At 68.5% G+C, this 24072-nt stretch carries 22 protein-coding genes; 12 read left to right on the top strand and 10 right to left on the bottom strand.

The genetic code is table 11. From position 1 onward, the window contains the following. The first annotated feature begins 1 nt into the window (after position 1). Complete coding sequence (locus HUA75_RS39755; protein WP_141643274.1) at positions 2 to 1198, top strand: class I SAM-dependent rRNA methyltransferase; 1197 nt, start codon at positions 2 to 4, stop codon at positions 1196 to 1198. A gap of 58 nt (positions 1199 to 1256) precedes the next feature. Here the strand turns inward: HUA75_RS39755 and HUA75_RS39750 are convergent, their stop codons facing one another. The 3 genes from HUA75_RS39750 to HUA75_RS39740 all read right to left on the bottom strand — a co-directional run bounded on the left by HUA75_RS39750 (position 1257) and on the right by HUA75_RS39740 (position 3171). Then, positions 1257 to 1679 (bottom strand): hypothetical protein, encoded by a 423-nt coding sequence (locus HUA75_RS39750; RefSeq protein ID WP_141643315.1) that lies wholly within the window; start codon positions 1677 to 1679, stop codon positions 1257 to 1259. An 85-nt stretch (positions 1680 to 1764) separates the two neighbouring features. Next, positions 1765 to 2196 (bottom strand): hypothetical protein, encoded by a 432-nt coding sequence (locus tag HUA75_RS39745; protein ID WP_141643273.1) that lies wholly within the window; start codon positions 2194 to 2196, stop codon positions 1765 to 1767. A 33-nt stretch (positions 2197 to 2229) separates the two neighbouring features. Further along, the gene (locus HUA75_RS39740) at positions 2230 to 3171 is read right to left on the bottom strand and encodes a hypothetical protein (RefSeq protein WP_141643272.1); all 942 of its coding nucleotides are present in this window, start codon (positions 3169 to 3171) and stop codon (positions 2230 to 2232) included. Positions 3172 to 3454: 283 nt separating this feature from the next. Here HUA75_RS39740 and HUA75_RS47625 point away from each other — a divergent pair, with 283 nt between their 5' ends. From HUA75_RS47625 to HUA75_RS39725, 3 genes are all read left to right on the top strand, one after another. Beyond that, positions 3455 to 4087: a serine aminopeptidase domain-containing protein gene (locus HUA75_RS47625; protein ID WP_174489411.1), complete on the top strand. Its 633-nt coding sequence runs from the start codon at positions 3455 to 3457 to the stop codon at positions 4085 to 4087. Positions 4088 to 4248: 161 nt separating this feature from the next. Then, positions 4249 to 6054: a S8 family serine peptidase gene (locus HUA75_RS39730; protein WP_174458673.1), complete on the top strand. Its 1806-nt coding sequence runs from the start codon at positions 4249 to 4251 to the stop codon at positions 6052 to 6054. Beyond that, positions 6051 to 6266: a DUF5818 domain-containing protein gene (locus HUA75_RS39725; protein WP_141643979.1), complete on the top strand. Its 216-nt coding sequence runs from the start codon at positions 6051 to 6053 to the stop codon at positions 6264 to 6266. Before HUA75_RS39730 ends, HUA75_RS39725 begins: the two co-directional genes overlap by 4 nt. A 33-nt stretch (positions 6267 to 6299) precedes the next feature. Here the strand turns inward: HUA75_RS39725 and HUA75_RS39720 are convergent, their stop codons facing one another. Continuing rightward, entirely contained in the window at positions 6300 to 7496 is a 1197-nt protein-coding gene (locus tag HUA75_RS39720; RefSeq protein ID WP_254614551.1) for a type II CAAX endopeptidase family protein, read from the bottom strand. Between the two features lie 66 nt (positions 7497 to 7562). On the opposite strand from HUA75_RS39720, the gene HUA75_RS39715 reads away from it, so the two are divergent. The 3 genes from HUA75_RS39715 to HUA75_RS39705 are packed head-to-tail and all read left to right on the top strand — an operon-like array spanning position 7563 to position 10660. Beyond that, positions 7563 to 9008, top strand: coding sequence for a hypothetical protein (locus HUA75_RS39715; RefSeq protein WP_254628016.1), 1446 nt, complete (start codon positions 7563 to 7565; stop codon positions 9006 to 9008). Beyond that, positions 9009 to 10196 (top strand): cytochrome c3 family protein, encoded by a 1188-nt coding sequence (locus tag HUA75_RS39710; RefSeq protein ID WP_174489410.1) that lies wholly within the window; start codon positions 9009 to 9011, stop codon positions 10194 to 10196. Further along, positions 10196 to 10660, top strand: coding sequence for an Ig-like domain-containing protein (locus tag HUA75_RS39705; protein WP_141644021.1), 465 nt, complete (start codon positions 10196 to 10198; stop codon positions 10658 to 10660). Before HUA75_RS39710 ends, HUA75_RS39705 begins: the two co-directional genes overlap by 1 nt. A gap of 15 nt (positions 10661 to 10675) precedes the next feature. Here the strand turns inward: HUA75_RS39705 and HUA75_RS39700 are convergent, their stop codons facing one another. The 6 genes from HUA75_RS39700 to HUA75_RS39675 all read right to left on the bottom strand — a co-directional run bounded on the left by HUA75_RS39700 (position 10676) and on the right by HUA75_RS39675 (position 19245). Beyond that, entirely contained in the window at positions 10676 to 11173 is a 498-nt protein-coding gene (locus tag HUA75_RS39700; RefSeq protein ID WP_174458675.1) for a DUF6265 family protein, read from the bottom strand. 72 nt (positions 11174 to 11245) lie between these two features. After that, positions 11246 to 13798: a 1-acyl-sn-glycerol-3-phosphate acyltransferase gene (locus HUA75_RS39695; protein WP_174489409.1), complete on the bottom strand. Its 2553-nt coding sequence runs from the start codon at positions 13796 to 13798 to the stop codon at positions 11246 to 11248. 14 nt (positions 13799 to 13812) lie between these two features. Then, a complete protein-coding gene (gene argS, locus HUA75_RS39690) occupies positions 13813 to 15534 on the bottom strand; it encodes an arginine--tRNA ligase (protein ID WP_174489408.1) in 1722 nt (573 codons plus the stop codon). Between the two features lie 76 nt (positions 15535 to 15610). Further along, a complete protein-coding gene (locus HUA75_RS39685) occupies positions 15611 to 17302 on the bottom strand; it encodes a hybrid sensor histidine kinase/response regulator (protein ID WP_141643984.1) in 1692 nt (563 codons plus the stop codon). A gap of 99 nt (positions 17303 to 17401) precedes the next feature. Continuing rightward, on the bottom strand, positions 17402 to 18133 hold the full coding sequence (locus tag HUA75_RS39680; RefSeq protein ID WP_141643985.1) for a HEAT repeat domain-containing protein: 732 nt from the start codon (positions 18131 to 18133) through the stop codon (positions 17402 to 17404). 98 nt (positions 18134 to 18231) lie between these two features. Beyond that, positions 18232 to 19245, bottom strand: coding sequence for a DnaJ C-terminal domain-containing protein (locus HUA75_RS39675; protein WP_174465496.1), 1014 nt, complete (start codon positions 19243 to 19245; stop codon positions 18232 to 18234). 112 nt (positions 19246 to 19357) lie between these two features. On the opposite strand from HUA75_RS39675, the gene HUA75_RS39670 reads away from it, so the two are divergent. The 5 genes from HUA75_RS39670 (at position 19358) to fusA (ending at position 23969) form a co-directional block, all read left to right on the top strand. Next, on the top strand, positions 19358 to 20059 hold the full coding sequence (locus HUA75_RS39670) for a hypothetical protein (RefSeq protein ID WP_174489407.1): 702 nt from the start codon (positions 19358 to 19360) through the stop codon (positions 20057 to 20059). Further along, positions 20056 to 20541: a ribosomal protein S18-alanine N-acetyltransferase gene (gene rimI / locus HUA75_RS39665; RefSeq protein ID WP_141643988.1), complete on the top strand. Its 486-nt coding sequence runs from the start codon at positions 20056 to 20058 to the stop codon at positions 20539 to 20541. Before HUA75_RS39670 ends, rimI begins: the two co-directional genes overlap by 4 nt. A 212-nt stretch (positions 20542 to 20753) precedes the next feature. Beyond that, the gene (gene rpsL / locus HUA75_RS39660) at positions 20754 to 21125 is read left to right on the top strand and encodes a 30S ribosomal protein S12 (RefSeq protein ID WP_043408969.1); all 372 of its coding nucleotides are present in this window, start codon (positions 20754 to 20756) and stop codon (positions 21123 to 21125) included. A gap of 147 nt (positions 21126 to 21272) precedes the next feature. Continuing rightward, on the top strand, positions 21273 to 21743 hold the full coding sequence (gene rpsG, locus HUA75_RS39655) for a 30S ribosomal protein S7 (RefSeq protein ID WP_011553340.1): 471 nt from the start codon (positions 21273 to 21275) through the stop codon (positions 21741 to 21743). Between the two features lie 147 nt (positions 21744 to 21890). Then, positions 21891 to 23969, top strand: a complete 2079-nt coding sequence (gene fusA / locus HUA75_RS39650; protein ID WP_141643989.1) for an elongation factor G — start codon at positions 21891 to 21893, stop codon at positions 23967 to 23969. Positions 23970 to 24072: the final 103 nt, after the last annotated feature.

The following is a 24072-nucleotide window of genomic DNA, read 5'->3' as shown; positions in this document are numbered from 1 at the left end:
CGTGAATGTCGTGAAGCTGGAGCTGGCGCGGGGACTGGGGCGCCACCTGCGCGCGGGACACCCGTGGGTGTTTCGCAAGGCGCTGGAGCATGTGCCGAGGATTCCCGCCGGCAGCGTGGTGGACCTGACGGAGAACGGGAAGTTCGTCGCGCGGGGGTATTACGATCCGCATTCGGCCATCGCGGTGCGGGTGCTGACGCGCGACTCGCGGGACACGGTGGACGCGGGCTTCATCACCCGTCGGGTGCGACGCTCGCTGGCGGAGCGCCAGTCGCTCCTCGACCTGACCGACACGGACAGCTACCGCCTGATTCACGGCGAGGGGGACGGGCTGCCGGGCGTGGTGGTGGACCTCTACGCCGGCTGGGCGGTGATGAAACTGTATTCGGCGGGTCTGACGCCGTATCGCCCGCTCATCGTCGAGGCGCTCAAGGCCGGCATCCCGGGCCTCAAGGGCATCGTCGGTCGCGATGAAGTGGCGCGGGACGACGTGGAGGAGGACGAGGGTCGGGGCTCGGGGCGCATGTTGTACGGGCAGGACGCGCCGGAGCAGATCGCCATCCGCGAGCGCGGCGTCACCTTCATGGTGGACGTGTGGCGCGGGCAGAAGACGGGGTTCTTCCTGGACCAGCGGGAGAACCGTCACCTCATCCGGCGACTGGCCAAGGGCCGGGACGTGCTCAACTGCTTTAGCTTCAGCGGCGGCTTCTCCGTCAACGCGGCGCTGGGCGGGGCGAACACCGTGTTCTCGGTGGACATCGACCCGGAAGCCATCGCCCTGGCGCGCGAGAACTTCACGCGCAACGGGCTGCCCGCGGAGAAGCATGACTTCCTCGCGGCGGACGTGTTCACGGTCATCCAGTCCTTCAAGGACGAGGGCCGCACCTTCGACATGATCATCCTGGACCCGCCGGCCTTCGCGAAGAGCCAGCGCGCGGTGCAGGCGGCCCTGGACGGGTACGCGTCCCTGAATCGGCAGGCGCTGAGCCTCTTGCGGCCGGGCGGTCTGCTGGCCACGGCGTCGTGCTCGGCGCGCGTGAGCCCGGACGACTTCATGAGCGCGGTGCGCGAAGCGGGCTTCAAGGCTGGCGTCGACCTGGCGCTCGTCGAGGAGCGCTACCAGCCGCCCGACCACCCGGTGCGGTTGCAGTTCCCCGAGGGCAAGTACCTCAAGTTCTACGTGCTCCAGGCGGTGTAGCTCCGCCGCTCAGCGGGCCCGGGATATCGCCCGGGCCCGTGCGGGGAGCGGGAGCCCGTCAGGTGCCGAAGACGTTCCGCGCCACGCGGTCCAGCACGGTGGTGCCCCAGGAGAGGCTGGCCTTCATCAGCCGCTCCATGTCCTTCGTGAACGCGGCGCCCGCGGGCATCTGCGCGTACGTCCGGCTCAGGAAGAGGCTCTTGTTCTCCTCCTCGAAGTCCACCGAGCCACCGCCGGCGTCCGTGCCGTCCTGGGCTTGCTTGCGGAAGCCGTCGATGACACCCGGCTTGGGGTCTTCCCGGAAGCGGTAGACGAGCGCGCTGCACTCCAGCACCTGCGTGTCCGCGTGGTGCTCGAAGTAGAGCTGCGCGCTGCCCACCATGGTGCCGCCCAGCCCGTTCTCGTTGAGCCCCTCGCTCATCCCGGCGCCCTGCGTCTGCAGGTACCACCGGACGAGCGCGCGCGCGGCCTCGCGAGTCATGGGCCCGCCCGGAGGGGGCGGGGGTTTGGCGAGGCCCATCGTGGCCAGCAGCCACTGGATGTGACGGGAGAACGCGAGGGCCATGTCAGCGGGACTGCGCGGGGATGACCTTCGCGGCGACGCGCTCGAACACGTCCACGCCCCACACGAGGCTCGCCGCCATCAGCTTGCTCAGCTCGGAGGCGAACACCAGGTCGATGGGGCGCGTCGTGTACGAGCGACTGAGGAAGAGGCTCTTGCTCTCCGACTCGAAGTCCACCGTGCCGCCGCCCGCGTCCGTGCCGGCCTTCTGCTCGTCGCGGAAGCCGTCGAGGACGCCGGGGCGGGGCGCGTCGCGGAAGCGGTAGATGAGGGCGCTGCACTTCAGCTCGCCCGTGTCGGCCGAGTGCTCGAAGTACAGCTGCGCCTCGCCGACAGCGGCTCCGCCGAGCCCCTTCTGATTGAGACCGGGGCTCAGGGGAACGCCCTGAGCCGCCAGGTACGCCTGCACCAGTTGAGTCGCCTCGTCTCGCGTCATGGTGGCTTATCTACCACGACTGACGGGCAGCTCTCAGAACTCGCCGGCGCGGGCCTGCTCGAAGGGCACGCGGTGGTTGAGGTACGTGTCGACCAGCGAGTGCGCGCCCGAGAACACGGTGTCCTCGGAGAAGTAGTGCACCTTCGCGTCCTTGCCCGCGTGGCGCAGCATGTCCGCGGGGCTCCAGCCCTTGCCGCCCAGGCCGAAGAGGGTGGGGACCGCGTCGCGGTTGTTGATGTAGTGCACGTAGTTGGGGCCGTCCGGGTAGGTGCAGGCGGCGGCCGCGAACGTCTCCACGTTCAGCTTGCTCATCGTCTGCTGGACCTGCTCCGGCGACATCCCGTCTTCGATGCGCAGCCGGCGCGCCACGTCCGACAGCGCGCGCGAGGTGATGAGGCCACCCTGGCTGTAGCCGACGAGGTGCACGTCCCGGCCCGCCTTCAGCTCGCCGTAGACGGCGTCGGCCAGCGTGTCGACGGCGGGGTTGGTGCCCTTGCCCAGCTTGTCCTTCACGGCCTGGAGCAGGTCGCCGACGGTGCCCTCGGTGGAGTTGTGCACGCCGATGGTGCGCATGCCCGTCTCGTCCGCGAGCGCCTGCAGCTCACGCGCCTGCTTGTCCTTCTCCGTGCGCATGCCGTTCGTGTAGATGAGCGTGGCCGTCGCGTTCGGGTTGTTCTTGGGCGTGAAGGCGGGGATGTCGCTCAGCGGCGTGCCGGGCTCGAACGTCTGGCCGCCCGCGCCCACCAGCTTGCCGTCATAGACCTTGTCCTTCGAGCCGGCCGGAGCGGTGAACACCTGCGCGGCGGCCACGGTGTTCGTCGTCTTCGCGCTGTCGAAGCCATCCACCACCGCGCCGGTGCGCTGCGCGGTCGGCTGCACCGCGGGCGTCGCCACCGTGTTCGCTTCAGACGTGCGCGCAACGGACGTCCGAGGGGTGGTGCCGACGAGGGTGCGGCCGCGCTCGATGGTGCTCATGGTGGGGGGCTCCAGCGGATAAAAAGGGGGATGGAAGAAAGAGTCCTTGCCCCATTGTCCCAGGACGCCGTCTGAAGTTGCGCACAAACGCGGTAATTCGCTCCAAACGCTGAATTCCGACGCACCGCGTCGCGGACCTCGGGCGAAGACCTGGTGCGTCATGTTCCGAGGGAATCGCGGATCCCACGCCGGACCTGGGGCCCGCGCCCAGAGGCGGGGTGCGCCAGAATGGAGCATGTGCTGGGAGTATCGGCTCGGCGCGAGCCCTCCTAAGGTGGGTGACATGGTCCAGAAAGGTCAGTTCCTGGAGCGCTCCACCCTGATTCCGGTGGGGGCGGTGGTGATGGAGGGCACGGCGCACCGCGGCAAGCGCGCGCCCCCGTTGTTGATCCTCCCGCCGAGGCCCGAAGAGGGTGGGGGGATGGATCACGTCATCGCCGCGGAGCTCGCCTGGGCGGCGGCCAGCGCGGGCTTCCCCACGCTGCGCTTCAACCACCGGGGTGTGGGCGCGAGCCAGGGGACGCGGGGCAAGGACCTGGCGCTGCTCGAGGACGCCGAGGCGGCCATGCGGGTGTTGCTGGAGAACGCGGGGACGAGCGCGCTGGCGGTGGCGGCGCTCCACGGGGGGGCCCAGGTGGCCCTGGCGCTCCAGGCGCGGTTCCCGTCGGTGGGAGGGCTGTGCCTCGTCGCGCCGGCGGATGTGGACGCCTCGGTGCTGGCCCGGGTGACGTGCCCGCTGCTGGTGGTGCAGGGGGAGGAGGACGGGCGGATGCCCCGGGCGGCGGTGGCGGCCGCGGTGGCGCGGGCCGGGGGGGATTTCGAGGTCATCGATGACGCGGGGGCGACGTTCCAACGCAACCTGCCGCAGGTGGGACGGGCCGTGTCCACCTGGCTCCAGCGGCTCTCCGGCGGATGACCGATGCGCTGCAACCCACCGGACTCCTTCACATTTCTTCAGCCTCCCGCACTTGCACGCCGGGAGAGCGGACGTACAGACTGTCTGTGCAGACCCAATCGTTTCGCCGTTCGTTCGTAGGGTCTTCCGGAAGCGTGCCTCGTTCCTCAAGGAGTAGCCCGATGCGGATGGTGCGATGGACCCTGGGTGGCGCCGCGCTGGCCCTGGCCGTGACGGTAGCCCCTGCGTGCAAGTCCGCGGAGAGCGACGCCGAGCGTGCGCCCGCGCCTCCCGCCTCGCTCGAGAACCTGGCGGACGACGTGGATGTCGTCCCGCACGCCATCCTCGTGGACTTCAAGGACGGCACCACGCAGGCCCAGTTTGACGCCTGGGAGGCCGACTGGGGCGTGGACCTGGAGCTCAACTCCGTGGAGAGCGCCGACGAGGCCCTCACCCTGGCGGTGGGCGTGGATGACGTGCAGGGCGTGCTGGAGCGCATCCGCCAGCATCCCAGCGTCGAGGCCGCCGAGCCGCTGATGGAGGTCCGCGCCAGCTTCACTCCGAATGATCCGGAGTACGCGCAGCAGTGGAACCTCAAGATGATCGACATGCCCAAGGCGTGGGAGCGCAGCCGGGGCAAGGGCGTGGTGGTGGCGGTGCTCGACACCGGCATCGCGTACGAGGACCACGACGACTTCAAGCAGGTGCCGGACCTGAAGGGCGTGAAGTTCGTTCCGGGCTACGACTTCGTGAACGACGACGAGCACGCCAACGATGACCACGGGCACGGCACGCACGTGGCGGGCACCATCGCCCAGGCCACCAACAACGGCGAGGGCGTGGCGGGTGTGGCCTTCGAGGCGACGCTGATGCCGGTGAAGGTGCTCAACCACTTCGGTGGCGGCACCACGGCGGACATCGCGGACGCCATCCGCTTCGCGGCGGACAAGGGCGCCAACGTCATCAACATGTCGCTGGGCGGTGGCGGCTACTCGCAGGTGATGGCCAACGCGGTGGAGTACGCGCGCAAGAAGGGCGTCACCGTGGTGGCGGCGGCCGGCAACGGCGGGCGGGCGCGCGTGGAGTTCCCCGCGGCCTATCCCGGCGCGGTGGCGGTGTCGGCGGTGGGGCCCGAGGGCTCGCTCGCGCCGTACTCGTCCTACGGCAAGGAGCTGGATATCGCGGCGCCCGGTGGTGACAAGCGCAAGGGCGACCAGGGCGGCATCCTCCAGAACACCATCGACCCGAGAGACCCCTCGCGCTCCGTCTACGCGTCGTACCAGGGCACCAGCATGGCCACCCCGCACGTGGCCGCGGTGGCCGCGATGCTGTACGCGGCTGGCGCGAAGACTCCGGACGCGGTGGAGAAGGCGCTGTACGCCGGCGCGGCGAAGGTCGCGGACCAGGCATGGACCGAGCAGTACGGCCACGGTCTGCTCAACGCGGAGGCGTCGCTCGCGTCGCTGGGTGGCGGGATGTCGCGCTGGCCGCCGCTGTACTGGGCGCTGGGCCTGCTGGCCTTCGTGCTGCTGACCCTGCGGGGCCGCGAGCGTCCGGGCTACCTCAACGCGCTCCTGCGTCCGGCCTTCCTGGTGCCGCTGCTGCTGTCCACGGTGGGCGTGTACTTCGTGCGCACGTGGTTCGTGAGCTCGGCGGACGTGACAGGGAGCGTGGTGGAGATGGCGTCGCTGCCCATCCCCGACTGGGAGCGCATCATCTTCGGCCGTCGCACGGTGAGCCCGCTGTTCTACAGCGCGCTCATCCCGGTCCTGCTGTCGCTGCCGGCCATCGGTTGGAAGGGTCTGCGTCCGGCGGTGGGCGGACTCGCGCTGGGCTTCGCGGGCTTCCTGGCGTACTCGGCGTGGGCCGGCGCGCCCGCGCTGTCGTGGATGCCCTTCACGTTCCTGGCGAAGCCGTGGCTGGGCTTCAACACCGTCCTCTGCATCGTCGTCGCCCGGGCCATGCTCAAGAAGGAGGACGTGCCTTGAAGCTGTCCGGGCGCGTGGTCTTCCGGGACGTCGAGACGGGCGTCTGGGTGCTGGAAGGCGACGACGGCACCACCTACCAACTGGCGGGTGGCGACCGGAAGATCAAGAAGGACGGCCAGCGCATCGAGGCCGAGGGCGACGTGGACCGTGACGTGCTCACCAGCGCCATGGTGGGCCCCGTGTTCCACGTCAGCTCGTATCGCTTCGTCTGAGGGGTGAGGGGCCGTGGCTGCCCCTCGCGCCTGTCAGGGCTGTTTGGGGCCGCCCGCGCTCTTGTGGGCGCGGGCCTGACGCAGCCGCTCCTCGTGGTACGCCTCCATGGGGGCCGCGCCTCGACGAGCGGCGGCCCGCAGCTCCTCCAACGCCTCTCGCTCCGCCTGCAGCCCGGGCTCCGCGTCCTTCTTGAGCGGTGTCAGGGGATTGGCCACGTCGAAGAGGTTGAGGGAGATGCCTCGCCTGTCCACGACGCCCAGCAGGACGAGGGACACCGTCGCGGCCGTCACCCAGGGAAACAGCAGCGTCGGCAGGGACGGCACCGGCCGAGTCTCCCGGGCGCTCTCGTCGCTGTGTGGCGCGCCCACGCCCCAGACCGACGCGTGGTGGCGCGCGAAGGTCATCAGCCCCAGCAGCCCCACCCAGCCCAGTCCCGCCAGGGAGAGCACGGCCAGCGGCGAGGTGTCCGTGTCCGTCGCCCCCTGGTCCATCGCCTTGGCCGCGAGGAACAGCACGGAGGACACCAGGTTGTTGGCCGCGTGCGCGCCGATGCCCGGCCACAGCGAGCCGGTGCGCAGGTAGAGCCAGCCGAACAGCAGGCCCAGCTCCACGCGCGCCACGAAGCCCACCGGGTCCAGATGGAACGCGCTGAACACCACGGCGGAAATCACCAGGGCCTTCACCGGTGATGCCGGAGGCCGAGGCGTGATGCCCCGCTGGAAGACGCCCCGGAAGAACAGCTCCTCGCAGAAGGGAGCGGCGACCGTCACGCCCGCGAGGATGACGGCCAGCTCCACGGGCGTCTGCTGATCGAAGAGGCGCGAGCCGTCGAACATCTCCGTCAGCCACTCGGGCGCGAGCTTCTGGGCAACGAACTGGATGGGCACCACCAGCGCGAAGAAGTTGGCCACGCCCAGCAGGAAGCCAAAGAGGGTGGGCAGCGCGGGCAGCGGCGTCAGCCCGGTGTACAGCGCGGGCTTCCATCCGCCCATCCGCGGCAGCAACCAGCCCAGGCCCAGGAAGATGAACACCTCGGTGAACCAGATTCCGAAGGCCGCGTTGAGGAACTGGACCGAACCTCCCACCGCGATGAACAGCACCAACGCCAGCGCCGCCCCCGCCAGCGCGAGCCTCCGTGGGCTCCCTGGCTCAGGGCGCTCCGGGGGTGGCGGCTCGGAGGGACCCGTCGGCTCATGAGGCCGGGCGTCGCTGGGAGCGGAATCTTCCAATTTGGCGTCTCCTTGGAGCGAAAAGCTGAACTGTCCGCACTTCGACTTCTCTATACTGTGCGCACCTTGACGTCCTTCATCCTGGCTCGAACGGCGCAGCGGACGTGTTGGAAGCTCTCACAATCCCTGGGTGTGTGGTGTGCCCTGGGCGTGGGGCTGGGAGCGGCGACGTCGCACGCGTCGGCGTTCTTGGTGGAAGCGCGAACCGAGGCGCAGGCGTACCAGATTCGTGCGTGGCGTGGCAGCACACCGGATGACCCGGTGCTGCTTCCTCGGCGGCGAATCGTCCAGTACCTGGGCCTCAGCGCCTTCGAAATCGCCACCGGGCAGGACCTGGGCTTCGAGTCCAACCTGCGCATCTGGGCGGACTTCGGATTGCCCAAGGGCGAGGCCGAGCGCGTCGACGGCCTGAAGTCCGAAGACGCAGAGCTGTTGCATGCGTACGTGCGCTACGCGAAGGGCGGCTTCGAGGGGCGCCTGGGCCGACAGCTCTACACGGACGTGTCGGACATCCTCGCGTTCGACGGCTTGCGCGTGCGGTACATGAGCCGCCTGGGATTGGGCGCGGAGGTGTACGGCGGGCTGTGGGTGAAGGGCACGAGCTTCCTGGGCTCCTCCGTGTACCAGTTGGAAGGGACGCGGGAGAGCGACGCGCGGCGCCTGGATGCGGGCGTGACGGGCGCGGACTCGACGCTCGATGCGATGGAGCCCCTCATCGGCGCGAAGCTGCTGATGGAGGACGTGAAGGGCTTCCACGCGTCGGTCGGCTATCGCAAGGCGCTGGTGGAGGGGAAGACGAACCTGGAGCGCGCCACGGTGGAGGCGCGCTACGGCCGCGGGCTGGGGGTCAACGTCCTGGCGGGCGTGGACTACGACGTGCTGATGGGCAAGGTGGCGCAGGTGCGCACGCAGCTGCGCTGGGATGCCACGCGCTTCGCGGCCACTGCGGAGGTGATGCGGCTGTCGCCCGTGCTGGCCGCGGACTCCATCTGGTACTACTTCGCGTGGGCGCCCCGTGACGAGGCGCGGCTGCGCGTGGACCTGTTCACCCCTGGCGCGCTGCGCTTCTACGTGCAGGGCCTTGGCAGCAAATACAACGAGAACGTCAACCCGGACCTCGCCATCGCCGCCCAGGTGGACGCCGAGGGTGCTCCCGAGTCCACCAGCGTCGGTGGCTCCGCGGGCGCGGCGTGGCGCTCGGGGTCCTTCCGGTCGGCGTTGGATGTGACGTACCGCACGGGCTACGGCGGCGACCAGCTCTGGGGGGACCTCACCGGCGGCTACACGTTCGACCGGGAGCGCTTCACCCTGGACGCGCGGGTGTCCTTCGCGCGCATCTTCGACAGCTTCAACGCGCGCCTGGGTGGCAACTTCTACGGCGCCCAGGTGTGGGCCAGTCGATCGCTGACGCGGGCGACGCGGCTCTCCCTGGTGGTGGAGCAGAACTTCAATCCGTTCACCGACTCGGACACGAAGGGCTTCCTGCTCTTCGACCTGAAGGCGAGCCTGTAGATGCTGCCGCACCGCCAGAACCGAAACGCGCTGCTCGCCCTGGCCGCGCTCGCCACCATGGTGGGCGCCGGCGTCGCCTGGGCCGCCACGGCTCGCGAGCGCAGCCTCGCCGTGTATCCCGCGCAGCATGTGCCCCTGCGCTTCGACCATGCGCAGCACCTGGAGGCCGGGGCTGAGTGCGCCACGTGCCACGACGCGGCCCGCGCCAGTCAGTCCCCCAAGGACGTCAACCTCCCGGGGCACGAGGAATGCGAGACGTGCCACGACATCGAGGCGGGGCGGAAGGGCAAGCCCACGGACCCGAAGTCGAGCTGCAACACGTGTCACCCGGGTTTCGACGCCACGGTGCGCAAGGAGCCCGCGAAGCTGTCCATGCCCACCGCCAACCTCATCTTCAGCCACCAGCAGCATGTGGAAAAGAAGGTGGAGTGCTCGGTGTGTCACGGCGAGATGACGGACGTGAAGCTCGCCACGCGCAACCAGCTGCCGAAGATGGCCACGTGCTTCAAGTGCCATGACGGCAACGTGGCCTCCAACACCTGCGCCACGTGCCATCCGACGGAGCCCTCCGGGCGACTTAAGCTCGTCTTTGATTCGGGCCTGCTGCGTCCCATGCAGGGCAACCCGCTGGGCCTGGACCACGGGCCGCGCTACGAGTTCAACCACGGGGCGCGCGCGTCGACAGACCGGTTGACGTGCATGCAGTGCCACAGCGAGAGCTATTGCCAGACGTGCCACGACGGCATGCAGAAACCGCTGTCCATCCACCCGAACGACTACATCACGCTGCACCCGGTGCAGGCGCGAGCGGGCTCGCCCCGGTGCGAGAGCTGCCACCGTGCGCAGTCCTTCTGCGCCGCGTGTCATGAACGGGTGGGCGTGGGCATGGACGCGGACAAGTCGCTGCGTCCGCGCAACCAGAAGGTGCACCCGGACTACAGGGCCTGGGTGGAGCTGCCTGGCCCGCAGCACCACGGCATCGCCGCGTCGCGTGATTTGACGAGCTGCATCTCCTGCCACCGTGAGGAGTCCTGCATGAGCTGCCACTCCGAGCTGTCGTCGCGGCGGCAGATCAACCCGCACCCGGCGGGCTTCGCGCAGACGTGCAAGAAGCTGGCGTCCGCGAATGACCGGGCCTGCCTCAAGTGCCACTCGGCGGAGAGCCTGGCGCAGAAGGGGTGCCGGTGATGCGCGCGCGCCAGTCTTTCGTGAGGGGCACGCTGCTGGTGGCCTTGTCGGTGACGTCGCTCTCGGGGTGTCTGGAGCCAGGGGACGCCATCTACGACCGGCGCGACACGGTGCCGCCCAGGGTCATCTCCACCGACCCGGGTGGCGGTGGGGTGCTGGCGACGGATGGCACGCTGCGCATCACCTTCTCGGAGGCGATGGACGTGCGCAGCCTGCGTCCCGGCATTGCCGTGTTCGCCGCGCGCGATGAAGTCCCGCTCACCGTCCTCGCGCCGGAAGTTCCGGAGCTGGAGCAGGACGTGGAGCGGGGCGACGTGGAGTACACCGTGGAGGCCAGGGTCGCCGAGGGCTCCACGCTGTCGCCCAACACGCAGTACACGCTGGTGCTGCGCGACGTCCTCACGGACTACGAGGGCAACCCGTTGGCCACCGAGGTGCGGGTGGTGTTCCGCACCGCGCCGTGAGCCGAGCGCGCCCGGCTACATCCGCGTGAAGTCGAAGTCCTGGGCCACGGCCTTGCCGTTCTCGTCGCCTTCGATTCGCGCGGTGAGGCGGCCTGCCGAGGGGCGCTGGTAGAAGATGCGCTTGGGGTGGTCGTTCTGGGGGTTCTCGAAGAGCGCGCCGTTGCTGTTGCAGCGCACCAGCTTGAAGTCCGTGCCCGGGCGGCCCATGGGCTGGGCGACGTAGTAGAGGCCGTCGGCGCGGGCTTCGATGCGCATGTACTCGAAGAACACCGTCTTGTTGCGGACGATGGCGCGGCTCACCCCGAAGAGCGTGCCGGCGTCCGCGTGCGTCCAGTGCTCCTCCACCGTGCTGCCTGCCTTGTCCTGACGCCAGCTCCCCGACATCCAGGCGAGGTCATGGATGGAGTCCCCGCAGGTGCGCGAGGGCGTCTCGCGCTCGGGTGGCGTCGACTTGCAGCCGAGGAGGGGGGCACCACAGAGCGCGAGGGCGAGGAGGGCAGGGCGGACGAGCATGTCCGCATCCTCACATGCCTCGCTGACGGGCCGCACCGCCGATGGCGACAGTGCGGCCCGCGTGAGTGAGGGTCAGCGCTTGAGGTACTCGCGGATGGCGTCGGCGAGCTGCCGGCGTGCCTCCGCGTCCGTGGCCTGCGGCCCCAGCTTGAGCTTCTTGTCCTCTTCGACGAGGAGCTTCTGGTCCTGCAGGTACGTGACTGCGTTCTCCAGCGTCACCTTGGCCAGGGACTCGGCGGCGGTGATGCGGCCGGCGTGGTACTCCGCGCGGCCCGTCTCCAGCGCCAGGCGGATGAAGGCCTTGCGGTCCTCGGCGACGCCGTTGGCCACGTCGTTGAGCGTCATGGCCGCCAGGAGGTAGGCCTCCAGGTAGTCGCGCAGCAGGTCGGCCAGGAACTCCAGCTCCGGCTGGGCGTGGGGCTCGGGGGCCACGCGCAGGAACTCGCCCTCGTTGATGACCAGGCCCATGCGGACCAGTCGCTCCACCGTCTCCGCGAAGATGGTGTCGAACGTCGTGTTCACCCGGTAGATGAACTCGACCTTGAAGAGGCGCGAGAGGAACAGGGCGCGGGCCTTCACCGCGTCGTAGGGCGCGGGCGAACCGGCGGCCAGCATGGCGTTGGCCACGAGGCTGCGCGCCGAGACGAGGTTCATCAGCGTGTTCTTGTAGAAGGACATCTCCGGGCGGCGGTTGTCCTCCACCTGGTAGATGACGTCGCCCTTCGCCTCCTGCGTGCGCACCATCTCGTCGTCGATGAAGGTGCGCATCGCGTCCTGGATGGGGCCCATCGTCTCCGGGTTGCTGGGGGCGTTGCCCAGCTCGCGAGACTGGGGCGCTCCGTCTTCCTGGGCGATGCGGCGCAGGATGCTGATGCGGTCCGCCAGCTCCCGCTGCGTCAGGCCGCGGCGGCGGTGCGCCAGGAGGGACGTGCTCACCAGGGCATGCGGCGTCACGGTGGACACCTTGCTGATGCCGTACATGACGCGGTTGCCGAGCGCGCGGACCAGGCCCTTCTTCTGCTCGTCCGTCACGGGCTCGTCGGGGTTGAGGCCGCGTTCCTTCATGAACTCCAGGAGGGAGATGGGCTCATCGAAGCCCAGGTGGATGCGGCCGTAGCGCGCCGCGAGCACCTTGGGTGTGCTCAACAGGGCCTTGAGGTCCTCGGGCTTCTTCTCTCCGCCCGCCAGCTCCTTCGAGTAGCTGCCCGACTCGACGACCTTCTCGTAGTCGATGGCCACCGGCACGAAGAGCAGGTCATTGCGCGCGCCCTCGAGCACGGACTCCACCTGCCAGGTGAACATGCCCAGCTTGGGCGCCAGCAGCTTGCCCGTGCGCGAGCGGCCGCCCTCGGGGAAGAACTCCTGATGGATGCCGTCGTGCACCAGCTTGCGCACGTACGCCTTGAAGGACGCGGCGTAGACCTTGTCGCCCTTGAACGAGCGCCGCAGGAAGAAGGCGCCGCAGCGGCGGAAGATGCTGCCCAGGGGCCAGAAGGACAGGTTGGCGCCCGCGGCGACCAGGGGCACCGCGTAGCCCCGGTTCCAGAGCACCCAGCTCATCACCAGGTAGTCCACGTGGCTCTTGTGGCTGGGGCACAGGACGATGGGGGCGCGCGTCGCGGCCTTGAGCGCGCGGTGCAGGCCCGCCTCGTCCACGTGCATGCCGTCGTAGATGCGGTTGAACACCCACTCCAGCACGGGCGCGACGAAGGCCAGCGTCGTGGGGCTGGGCTTCGCGGCGATGGCCTCCAGGTTGCGGCGAGCCTCTCGCAGCACGCTCTCCGGCTTGCGGTTGGACTCGACGGCCTGCTCGTCCACCACCTTGCGCAGCTGCCTGTCACGCAGCGTCTCGTCGATGACGCGCTCGTGGGGCTTGGCCGGAGGGCCGAACACCGCGCGAGTCTCCCGCGACAGGTGCACGTGCAGCGTGCTGCGCACCTTGCGCGCGAGCACCTCCACCGAGTCCTTCGGGTTCTCCTCGGCGAAGGCCCGCAGGTCGATGGGCTCTCCCACGCGGAACTGGGCGCGCTTGTAGTTGCGGAAGAAGGCCAGCATCGAGTGCAGGAAGCCCGGTGCCTCCGGGCTGCCGAACACCACGTCCACCCAGTTGGGCTTGAGCCGGGCGCTGCTCTTCTCCCAGACGAACAGCTCAGGCACCAGGTACACGGGCCGGTCCGACTTGCGCGCCAGCTCCACCAGCGCGGGGAAGGGGTCCTCGTGGGTCTCCTTCCCCGACGCGTGCATGAGGGCGGTGCGGCGCAGGAAGACCAGACCGCTGCCCCCGTTCTGCTGCGCGTACTCGAAGCGCTCCTGGAAGGCGCCGGACTGCTTCGTCTGGCGCCACGGCTTGGTGAACCACGGGCGCAGGTTGGACACCGCGCGGATGGGCGGCAGCGTCCTGCGCACCATGGCCCAGGTCAGATAGAGGAAGTTCACCCAGGCCGTGGAGCGCATCACATGCACCACGAAACCCTTGGCGTGCAGGTTGCGCAGCTCATCCTCGGCCTCGGGCGGGAAGTGGACGCTCTCCAGATAGCGAGCACCCAATGCCCGGCCCATCGGGCCGAACTCGGCCTTCAGCAAGGACTCTCCCTGATTCGCAGACGGCGACAGCGCGGTTTCCAAGGCAGCCCCCGGGGCTACATGTTCTCGGGCGTTGGAATGCCCAGAAGTGTCAGACCCGCCGCGAGAGTAACCCGGGCCGCGTCCGTGAGGGCGAGTCGTGCGAAACGCAGCGCGTCATCGTTCTCGACGAGGATGCGCTTGTCCCGCTCCTGATTGCCCAGCGTGTAGTAGCGACTGAGGGCCGCGGCCACGTCCAGCAGCAGGCGCGCGACGAGGCTCGGCTCGTACTGCTCGGCCGCGTCCTTGACGACCTCGGGCAGCCGCATGATTTCGCGCACCAGGGCCTGCTCCTCGGGGAGCGTCAGCAGGCTCGCGTCGTAGCTCGCGGGCGCGCCTCCGCCCTTGCGGAGCACGTTGACGACGCGTGCGTGGGCGAACTGTACGTAGGGGCCGGTGTGGCCCTCGAAGCTGAGGACCTCGTCCCAGTCGAAGGTGTAGTCGCTGGCGCGCTTGTGCTTGAGGTCGCCGAATGCGATGGCGCCCAGGCCGATCTGCTCGGAGAGCTGGTCCGGGTCGTTCGTCTGGAGCCGACCGGCCTCCTGGTTCTCCTTCACCTTGACGGAGGCGCGCTCCTTGGCCTCGTCCAGCACGTCGTTGAGCTGCACCACCAGGCCCTTGCGCGTGCTCATGCCGTGAATGCGGCCGAAGGCCACGTGAACGCAGCGGTCCGCCCACGGCTGGCCCATCGCGCTCAGCGTGCGGAACACCTGGCGGAAGTGCAGCGCCTGGTCCTGCGCGACGACGTAGAGCGCCTTGTCGTAGTGGAACCGCTCGTAGCGGTCCTCGGCGGCGGCCAGGTCTCGTGTGGCGTAGAGCGTGGTGCCGTCGTTCTTCTTGAGGAGGATGGGCGGCTCGTTCTCCGCGTAGGGCAGGTCGACGATGAGCGCGCCCTGTGACTCCTTCACGCCGGGCTTCTTGGCGATCTGCTCGATGACCGCGTCCATCTTCCCCTGGTAGCGGCTCTCTCCTTCGATGTGCTCGAACTCGATGCCCATCCGCGCGTAGATGGTCTTGAAGCCGCGGATGCTCGTCTCGCGGAACTGGTTCCACACCTTGAGGGCCTCGGCGTCACCGGCCTCCATGCGGCGGAAGAAGTCGCGGGCCTTCGCGTCGAACTCGGGCTCTTTTTCGGCGCGCGTGTTCGCCTTGACGTAGACCTCCACCAGGTGGCCCATGTCGTCGATGCGAGCGGGGTCTCCGTACTCCTGGAAGCCCACGGCCACGAGGCCGAACTGCTTGCCCCAGTCGCCCAGGTAGTTGATGCCCTCCACCCGCCAGCCGAGCGCCCGGTAGATGTTGGCGATGCAGTGGCCCAGGAACGTGGTGCGGATGTGGTGGAACGCGATGGGCTTGGCGATGTTCGGCGACGAGTAGTCGACGGTCACCGTCTTGCCGCGTCCCGCGTCCGCGTCACCGCCGTAGGCCAGGCCCGCCGAGCGAGCGCTGTCGAGGACCTCCGCCGTGAATGGCATGAGGGCGAAGCGGGCATTCACGTAGGGGCCCACCGCCTTGATTTCGAGCCCCGGCACGCTGAGCGTCTGGGCGAGTCCGGCGGCGATGGCGGGAGGCGCCTTCTTCTGGGCCTTGGCGAGAGGGAAGGTGGCGAAGCTCAAGTCACCGTGCGCGGCTTCCGCGGGCTTGACCTGGGGTTCGATGTCTGCGGCCGGCACGCCCAGGGCGCTGGCAAGGGCCTGGGCGAATGCGGCGCGGTGGCGGGAATAGACGGAAGAGCTCATGGGACGGCGCGGATACTAGCCAAGCAGAGGCGGCTTACGGCCACCTCTTGTTCGTTCCGCGGTCCATTCCTCCCCGTTAGGGGACAGCCGGAGCCCGGCGGCTGGGCCGCACCACCGCCGCCACGGTGTCCAGCAGCTTGGGCAACTGGAGTGGCTTCTCGAAGAAGCCGTCGATGCGCTCCAGGCCCTGTCCGGACGTGAGCGAGGCCACCTCGCTGGCACCCGAGATGATGTACACGACGATGTCCGCCAGCGACTCGTTGCCTCGGATGAAGCGGAGCACCGACTGCCCGTCCTCTTCGCTCAGCCTCAGGTCCAGCAGCACCATGGCCGGCCGGATGTGCGAAAGGATGGAGCGGGCCTCGGAGGCTCCCGAGGTGGCCATCACCCGGTAGCCCTCCTGCTCGAGGACCTGCTGAAGGACCTCCCGGCAGTCCGCGTCGTCCTCCACGAGCAGGATGCCGCCCGCCTTGGGGGCCGCCTGGTTCAGGTCCGGCGAGCTCACCGCCCCGGCGAACATGGGCAGCACCATCTCGAAGGTGCTCCCATCGCCCAGCACGCTCTTCGCCTCCACGCGCCCCCCGTGCAGCGCGACGATCTTCCCCACCAGGGGGATTCCCAGTCCCGCGCCCGGCGGCCGAGGCACGCCCGGCTGCGCCCGGTAGAAGGCATCGAACACGTGCTCCAGCGCCTCGGCGGACATGCCGGGGCCGCTGTCCTTCACCCTGAGTGTGGCGAGCCCATCCTCGGCGGAGACGCTGACCTCGACGGTGTCATCCGCCTCGCTGTGGTGGATGCCGTTCTCGACGAGGTTGTGGATGGCCTCGGCGATGCGCTCGCGGTCTCCGCGGACGAAGACCTCGGGGCAGGGTGGAATCGAGACACTGACCTTGCCGTGCTCGGCGAGGACGCCCAGGGAGCGGACCACTTCCTCGGCCACGGCCTTGAGGCCGAAGGGGCGCTGGTTGAGCTGCATCTTCCCGGACTGGAGCCGGGACATGAGCAGCAGGTCATTCACCATGCGCAGCATGCGGTCGGAGTTCCGGTCGCAGATCTGCACCGCGCGGCGCTGGGAGTCAGTGAGGGCTCCCAGCTTCTCGCGCCCCATCATCGCCAGATAGGACTTGATGGTGGTGAGCGGGTTCTTCAAGTCATGGGAGACGTTGCCGAGCAGCTCCTCGCGGTTCTGCTCCAGGCTCTTGAGGCCCGCGATGGCCGTCTGGAGGTCCTTGTTCCGGCGGGCGCTGTCGTCGCGGAGGCGAGCCACCTCGTACGCGGCGGCGAGCTGCGCGGCCAGTGACTGGAGCACCGTGTCGGAGACGGTGCGGCGCGCGCCGAGGACGACGAGGACACCCGTGACGCCGTGGGGGCTCTCGAGCGGCACGGCGAGCGTGTCCGCCTCGTGCAGCAGCTTCTTCTCGGAGAAGGCGCGTCCCACCACGCCCTCGCCCGGGACGGCGGCGACGACGCGGCTGTCGTAGCGACCGCGCACATGCTCGACGTGGAGCTGCTCCCGGGAGGGGAAGTAGCGGGCCACGTAGCAGACCTTGGGTTTGAGCAGTGCGTGGAGCGTCTGGAGATGGGAGCGCAGCGCCTCGGTGGGGCCGGCGTTGTCGGTGAGGTGACGCGCCATCTCCAGGAGGGCGCGCGCGGTGGCGTCGGAGTCCGCCGGAGGAGGCGGTTTCACGGCGCGACGGGTGGACTTCTTCGAGGTGTTGGGGCGCAGCGGCACGACCTCTGCCAGGGCCCCTTTCTTCTTCGAGCGCACGGGAGAATCCTGCTTCAAGTTCCGAGCGCCTGGGAACGGCCCTGATGTGCAGGGCCATCCGGAGGACAGTGGCCGTGTCGGCTGCCCGACAGCCCGGCCTCAGGCGCGGCGCTGGATGCGGCCGTCCTTGTCCAGGACGAACGGTTCCACCAGGAGCGACTCCACCTTCGCCCGATGGCTCGCCACGCTGAAGCCCGAGTCCGCCAGGGCGGCAATCGCGGAGGTCTGCACCCGGCGGGCCGTCTCGTCGGCCGTCAGCAGCTTGAGCATGGGCTCGAGCGCCGGCTCGTACTTGAAGGAGGCGAGCGCCTTGAGGGCGGCGATCTTCACGTCGTCCGACATGTCCTCGAGGAAGGGGAGCACGGCGGGCGGCACGCGCGCGTCCTCGCGACCGGTGACGTGGTGGAGGAGGACGACCTTCTTCTCCGGGTTCTTCGTATAGGTGGCGGAAAGATGCTGGAGCGCGTTCACGCAAGCGCCCGTGGCTTCTTCCTCGGTGACCAGCTCGCCCAGGAGCCGGAGGGCCCAGGACGTGGCCTGCTCCGTCTTGCTGAGGAACTCGACGATGGGTGGGACGGCGGCGTCCTTGCCAAAGGCCTTCACCAGCTCGAACGTGTGCTCCTTCTCGTCCGCGTCCGTGGTGAGCGGGTCCACGGTGATGGTGAAGCGGGCGAGCAGCACGGAGACGGCTTCGGGATACTTCATCTCCCCCAGCTGCTGGATGGCCTTCTGCCGTGTCGCCGGGTCGCCGTACTTCTGGGTGACCTTGGGCTTGAGCTTGAGGGCTTTCTCGGGCCCCGAGCCGCCCGTGAAGATGTCGAAGAGGCCCATGTGCGCGTGTGCTCCGTTTCCTGCGGCGACGTGTAAGGAGGAAGAAGGTAGAGGGGCCGTCTATGACGGGGCGGCGCCCAGGACAAGAGACAAGACGGTCAGAGCGTCAGCTCGCGACGGACATCATCGCGGTAGGCCTTGGACAGGGTCTCCGCGGCGGCCCGCGTCTCCGGAGTGTCGGTATCCGGCACCTTGACCTGGAGGTGAAGGTAGAGGTCGCCCGGGGTTCCGCCCTTGAGGGAAGGCACCCCGCGCCCCTTGAGCCGCATCTGCCGACCGGACTGGGAGGCTGACGGAACCTTGACGGTGACCTCGCCCTGGAAGGTGGGGACGCGCACTTCCGCGCCGAACATCGCCTCGGACACCGTCACGGGGAGGTCCACGTGCAGGTCGTCGCCCTCGCGGCGGACCAGGGGGTGCTCCAGCACCTCCGTTTCGATGAAGAGGTCCCCCGGTGGGCCGCCGCGCAGGCCGGGAGCGCCCTGGCCCGCGAGCCGCACCTTGGAGCCCGTCTGGACGCCGGCGGGAATCTTCACCGTGAGGCGGCTGGGCTCGTCCGGGCCGGTCCCCCCCCGTCCTGGACGGGTGACGGACAGTGACCGCTCCGCGCCGTTGACGGCTTCCCCCAGTGTGACGCGGACCTGGGTGGACAAATCGTTGCCCCGCTCGGGGCCCATGGGGGGGCGTCGCCTGCCTCGGCCGAACACCTCTCCGGGGTCGAAGCCTCCTGGGCTGGAGCCTCCGGCGCCCCTGCGTCCCCCGAAGAGGTCGTTGAAGAGGTCGCCCAGGTCGAAGTCCTCACCCTCGTAGGGGATGCCGCCCGCCCCGCCACGAGAGGCGGCGGCCCGGTACTGGCGATAGGCCTCCGCCTTCTTCTCGTCGAAGCCGATCTTCTCCGCGTCCTCGCCGAACTCGTCGTAGAGCTTGCGCTTCTTCGGGTCCGACAGCACCTCGAAGGCGTTGCCGAGTTGCTTGAATTTCTCCTCGGCGCCCTTGTTGTTGGGGTTGACGTCGGGGTGGTACTTCCGAGCCAGCTTCCGGTACGACTTCTTGATGGCCTCCTCCGAGGCCGTCCGATCAACGCCGAGGATCTGGTAGTAGTCGTCCGCCATTTGTTCCCGCCGGGCTGTACGTGAATGAAAGTAACCAGTCGGTGGGAGTGCGCCAGCAAGGACTGTTCGGCTGGTCTCGGATGTATAAAGTCGCCGAAAGATGAGGGAGGCCATGGCAGCGCCGCGCCGAGCAGGAGCGGGGACCTTGTGGTTGGCGGGCTGGCTCCTGGTGCTGCCCGTCTCCGAGGCTCGGGCCCAGGGTGCCTCCAAGGAGGCGCGGGGCAGGGTGGTGGACCGGGTCGTCGCCATCATCGAAGGTCGGGTCCTGTCCTTGAGCGAGCTGGAGTTCGAGGCCCGGGTGGCCCTCGTCCAGCGAGGCGGCGTCCAGGCTCTCGATGCCCCACTTGACGAGGAGACCCTCCGAGGCGCCCTGGAGCTGGTCATCAACCAGCGGGTCCAGGTGCTCAACGCCGACCGGCTCCAGGCGTTCCCCGCCGAGCCCTCCGAGGTGGAGGCGCGGTTGGAGTCCTTCCGCACACGCATCGGTGGCCCCGCGGCGCTGGCGCGGTTCCTGGCGCGCGGTGATGTGGACCTGGAGGGGCTCAAGGCGGTCCTGGCTCGGGGGCTGCGGGCCGAGCGCGTCCTGGACAGCCGCATCCGGCTGAGGGCCCAGGTGGGCGAGACGGAGATTCGCCGCTACTACGAGCAGCACTCGGCGGACTACCCCGCGGACTACGAGACGGTGCGAGACGTCATCCGGGAGAAGCTCTTCCGCGAGCGGTATGCGGCCCTGGCGGTGGAGGAACTCGCTCAGGTCCGGGCCTCGGCGCAGGTGCGTCGGGTGGCGCCCTTCACGCGGGAGGCGAAGCGATGAGGCGGCTGCGGGAGGATGGCGCGCCCCATGGCTTCCTGATCCGTCAGATGACGGTGGACGACCTGGCCGCAGTGATGGCGCTGGAACAGGCGGCCTTCAAGAATCCGTGGTCGCAGGAGTTGCTCAAGCGCGAGCTCCAGCACGAGTGGTCCACCATCCTCCTGGTCGAAGAGGCCCAGGAGTCCGGGCCACCGCTGCTCCTGGGCCTGGCCATCTTCTGGATCGTCCACGACGAGGTTCACGTGCTCAACGTCGCCACCGCGCCCCAGCATCGGCGGCGGGGCGTGGCGAGGGCGGTGATGGAAGAGGTGCTCGAGCGGGGCAAGGGGCGGCGCTGTTGCCTCGCCACGCTGGAGGTCCGCAAGAGCAACGAGGCGGCCATCCAGCTCTACCGCGCGTTCGGTTTCCGGCCGGTGGGCATCCGTCCGAACTACTACGCGGACGAGGGCGAGGACGCGGTGGTGATGGTCCTCGACTTCTGAGCGCACGCGGAGTAGAGGAGCGACCTGTTGTACCCTGGGTTGTCGAGTCACTGGGAATGACCTCGCTGGCGCTGACCTGTTCGGGTCTGCGTCATGCCGTGCTTGACACGGTGGGGTCGGTCCCTATACTCGCGGCCCTTTTCAGTAGTCCTGTAGGTAGATATGCGCCGCCCCGTATTTCTGGCGGTGGCCAACCCGAGGAAGAGGTATCAGTGCCGACCATTAGCCAGCTGGTCCGCAAGGGCCGCGAGAAGCTGAACATCAAGGGCAAGAGCCCCGCGCTCAAGGAGTGCCCCCAGAAGCGCGGCGTTTGCACCCGCGTGTACACCACGACTCCGAAGAAGCCGAACTCAGCCCTCCGCAAGGTGGCGCGTGTTCGTCTGACCAACGGAATCGAAGTGACGTCCTACATCCCCGGCGTGGGCCATAACCTCCAGGAGCACTCGGTGGTGATGATCCGTGGCGGTCGTGTGAAGGACCTCCCGGGTGTGCGCTACCACATCGTTCGTGGAACGCTCGACTCCGTGGGCGTGGCGGGCCGCAAGCAGAGCCGCTCCAAGTACGGCGCCAAGCGCCCGAGCTGAGAGCAGCCGACCACCTTCGTTGTTTCAGAGTTTGGACGTTGAGCCCCGCACCCTGGGGAGCGTCCTGGTTGTTTCCTTCAGCAGATCAAGAAGCCCCGGTTGCAGCGACTCTCCAAGGAGAGTGGGGCGTAAGGGAAGAGAGAAGAGATGCCTCGTCGTCGCGTAGTCGCCAAGCGCAAGATTCTTCCGGATCCGAAGTTCCAGGACCGGCTCGTCACCAAGTTCGTCAACGACCTGATGCGGAAGGGCAAGAAGTCCATCGCGGAAGGCGTCTGCTACGGAGCCTTCGCCCTCATCGAAGAGCGCGCGAAGGAAGACCCCCTCAAGACGTTCAAGAAGGCCCTCGACAACGTCAAGCCGGTGCTTGAGGTCAAGAGCCGCCGCGTCGGTGGCGCCACCTACCAGGTGCCCGTCGAGGTCCGTCAGGACCGTCGTGTTGCCCTCGGGATGCGTTGGATCATCACGTACTCCAAGGCGCGTGGCGAGAAGACCATGCAGGAGAAGTTGGCCGGCGAGATCATGGACGCCGCCAACAACCGCGGTAACGCGGTGAAGAAGCGTGAAGACACGCACAAGATGGCGGAAGCCAACAAGGCCTTCGCGCACTACCGCTGGTAGGTCTTTCGGCCTCGCGGTATCCCGCCCGGATGCAGAGGTTGCATCCGGGCGGTTTCTTTAGGTGAAGCAGGTTCTCTGAAATCGTCCGGGTGGGTACGTGAGACGGGGCCCTGTGCCCTCCCGCCCTCATGGAGAGGTACCGACGCAATGGCTCGCGAGCATCCCCTGGAGCGCTACCGCAACATCGGCATCATGGCGCACATCGATGCCGGCAAGACGACCACCACCGAGCGGATCCTCTTCTACACCGGCGCCATCCACAGGATGGGCGAGGTGCACGAGGGGAACACCACCACGGACTGGATGGTCCAGGAGCGCGAGCGCGGCATCACGATTACGTCGGCGGCCATCACCGCCTTCTGGAGTCGCGGTGAGCATCGCTACCGCGTCAACATCATCGACACCCCGGGGCACGTCGACTTCACCATCGAGGTGGAGCGTTCGCTGCGCGTCCTGGACGGCGCCATCACCGTGTTCGACGCGGTGAACGGCGTGGAGCCGCAGTCCGAAACCGTCTGGCGTCAGGCGGACAAGTACAAGGTCCCCCGCATCTGCTTCATCAACAAGATGGACCGGGTGGGCGCGGACTTCGAGATGTCCGTGAGCACCATCCGCGAGAAGCTGGGCGCGCGCGCGGTGCGGATGCAGCTGCCGCTGGGGGCCGAGGACAAGCACCGCGGCGTCATCGACCTGCTGACGATGAAGGCGCTGGTGTTCGTCGACTCGGAGCAGGGCAGTCGCTACGACGTCGCGGAGATTCCGGAAGACTACCGCGAGCAGGCGGAGGCGGCGCGCGCGGAACTGCTCGAGGCGGCGGCGGAGCAGGACGACGCGCTGACGGAGAAGTTCCTGGAGGGCCTGGAGCTGACCGAGCAGGAGGTCCGCGCGGCCATCCGCAAGGGCTGTGTGGCGCTGAAGCTGTTCCCGGTGTTCTGCGGCTCGGCGTTCCGCCACAAGGGCGTGCAGCCGCTGCTGGACGCGGTCATCGACTATCTGCCGAGCCCGCTGGATATCCCCCCGGTGCATGGCAAGACGCCGAAGGGCGAGGATGCCATCCGCGAGACGCGGGACGATGCGCCCTTCAGCGCGCTCGCGTTCAAGATCATGAACGACCCGGCGTTCCAGTCCCAGACGCTGACGTTCCTTCGCGTGTACTCCGGGAAGCTGGAGGCGGGGACGGCGGTGTGGAACTCGGTGAAGGGCAAGCGCGAGCGCGTCAGCCGCCTGGTGCAGATGCGCGCGGACAAGAAGGACGAACTCACCGAGTGCTACGCCGGTGACATCTGCGCGGTGGTGGGGCTGAAGCTGGCCAGCACCGGCGACACGCTCTGCGACGACAAGCAGCCCATCATCCTGGAGCGGATGGAGTTCCCCGAGCCGGTCATCGACATCGCGATTGAGCCGAAGTCCACGGCGGACCAGGACAAGATCATCCAGTCGCTCCAGCGCCTGGCGATGGAGGACCCGTCGTTCCGCGTGAAGACGAACGAGGAGACGGGTCAGACCATCATCGCCGGCATGGGCGAGCTGCACCTGGAGATCATCGTCGACAGGCTGCTGCGCGAGTTCAAGGTCGATGCGAACATCGGCAAGCCGCAGGTGGCGTACCGCGAGACCATCACCACCCAGACGGAGTCCGAGGGGAAGTTCATCCGTCAGACGGGCGGCCGGGGCCAGTACGGCCACATCTGGCTTCGGGTGATGCCCAACGAGCCCGGCAAGGGCTTCGCCTTCGAGAACAAGGTGACGGGCGGCGCGGTGACCAAGGAGTTCGTGGACGCGGTCCGCGACGGCGTCGCCGAGGCCCTGCAGAACGGCCCGGTGGCGGGCTACCCCATGGTCGACGTGAAGGTGGAGGCCTACGACGGCTCCATGCACGACGTGGACTCCAGCGAGATGGCGTTCAAGATCGCCGGCTCCCTGGCCTTCAAGGACGCAGTGCGCGCGGCCTCACCGGTGTTGCTCGAGCCCATCATGAGTTGTGAAATCGTCACGCCTGACGACTTCATGGGCGACGTGATTGGCGACCTCAACGGCCGCCGCGGCAAGGTGATGGGCATGGCGCCCCGGCCCGGCCGGTTGCAGGCCATCCAGGCGCAGGTCCCCCTGGCCGCCATGTTCGGGTACTCGACAGACCTGCGCAGCCGCAGCCAGGGAAGGGCGACGTACACGATGCAGTTCAGTCACTACGCGCCAGCGCCCAAGACGGCGCTGAACCGGTACTGACGGCCACGGCAGGTGGCCCTGCGGGCGATTTCAGTTGACGTTGTGGCGGGTTTGGAGCAGGACGCAGCACCTTCGCAGTGAGTTTTGCGGGATTCGAGACGCG

It is taken from the genome of Myxococcus sp. CA040A (genome assembly GCF_013336725.1).
In the GTDB taxonomy this organism is placed as follows: Bacteria; Myxococcota; Myxococcia; order Myxococcales; family Myxococcaceae; genus Myxococcus; species Myxococcus llanfairpwllgwyngyllgogerychwyrndrobwllllantysiliogogogochensis.
This window is presented reverse-complemented; position numbering and strand designations above follow the sequence as displayed.

What these genes read in the sequence shown, in the direction of transcription:
- argS (WP_174489408.1), bottom strand. Translation starts at nt 15,534, where the DNA reads ATGAGCTCTTCCGTCTATTCCCGCCACCGCGCCGCATTCGCCCAGGCC.
- HUA75_RS39745 (WP_141643273.1), bottom strand. Translation starts at nt 2,196, where the DNA reads ATGACGCGAGACGAGGCGACTCAACTGGTGCAGGCGTACCTGGCGGCT.
- fusA (WP_141643989.1), top strand. Translation starts at nt 21,891, where the DNA reads ATGGCTCGCGAGCATCCCCTGGAGCGCTACCGCAACATCGGCATCATG.
- HUA75_RS39670 (WP_174489407.1), top strand. Translation starts at nt 19,358, where the DNA reads ATGGCAGCGCCGCGCCGAGCAGGAGCGGGGACCTTGTGGTTGGCGGGC.
- HUA75_RS39700 (WP_174458675.1), bottom strand. Translation starts at nt 11,173, where the DNA reads ATGCTCGTCCGCCCTGCCCTCCTCGCCCTCGCGCTCTGTGGTGCCCCC.
- HUA75_RS39675 (WP_174465496.1), bottom strand. Translation starts at nt 19,245, where the DNA reads ATGGCGGACGACTACTACCAGATCCTCGGCGTTGATCGGACGGCCTCG.
- HUA75_RS39730 (WP_174458673.1), top strand. Translation starts at nt 4,249, where the DNA reads ATGCGGATGGTGCGATGGACCCTGGGTGGCGCCGCGCTGGCCCTGGCC.
- rimI (WP_141643988.1), top strand. Translation starts at nt 20,056, where the DNA reads ATGAGGCGGCTGCGGGAGGATGGCGCGCCCCATGGCTTCCTGATCCGT.
- HUA75_RS47625 (WP_174489411.1), top strand. Translation starts at nt 3,455, where the DNA reads ATGGTCCAGAAAGGTCAGTTCCTGGAGCGCTCCACCCTGATTCCGGTG.
- HUA75_RS39710 (WP_174489410.1), top strand. Translation starts at nt 9,009, where the DNA reads ATGCTGCCGCACCGCCAGAACCGAAACGCGCTGCTCGCCCTGGCCGCG.
- HUA75_RS39740 (WP_141643272.1), bottom strand. Translation starts at nt 3,171, where the DNA reads ATGAGCACCATCGAGCGCGGCCGCACCCTCGTCGGCACCACCCCTCGG.
- HUA75_RS39680 (WP_141643985.1), bottom strand. Translation starts at nt 18,133, where the DNA reads ATGGGCCTCTTCGACATCTTCACGGGCGGCTCGGGGCCCGAGAAAGCC.
- HUA75_RS39750 (WP_141643315.1), bottom strand. Translation starts at nt 1,679, where the DNA reads ATGACTCGCGAGGCCGCGCGCGCGCTCGTCCGGTGGTACCTGCAGACG.
- HUA75_RS39705 (WP_141644021.1), top strand. Translation starts at nt 10,196, where the DNA reads ATGCGCGCGCGCCAGTCTTTCGTGAGGGGCACGCTGCTGGTGGCCTTG.
- rpsG (WP_011553340.1), top strand. Translation starts at nt 21,273, where the DNA reads ATGCCTCGTCGTCGCGTAGTCGCCAAGCGCAAGATTCTTCCGGATCCG.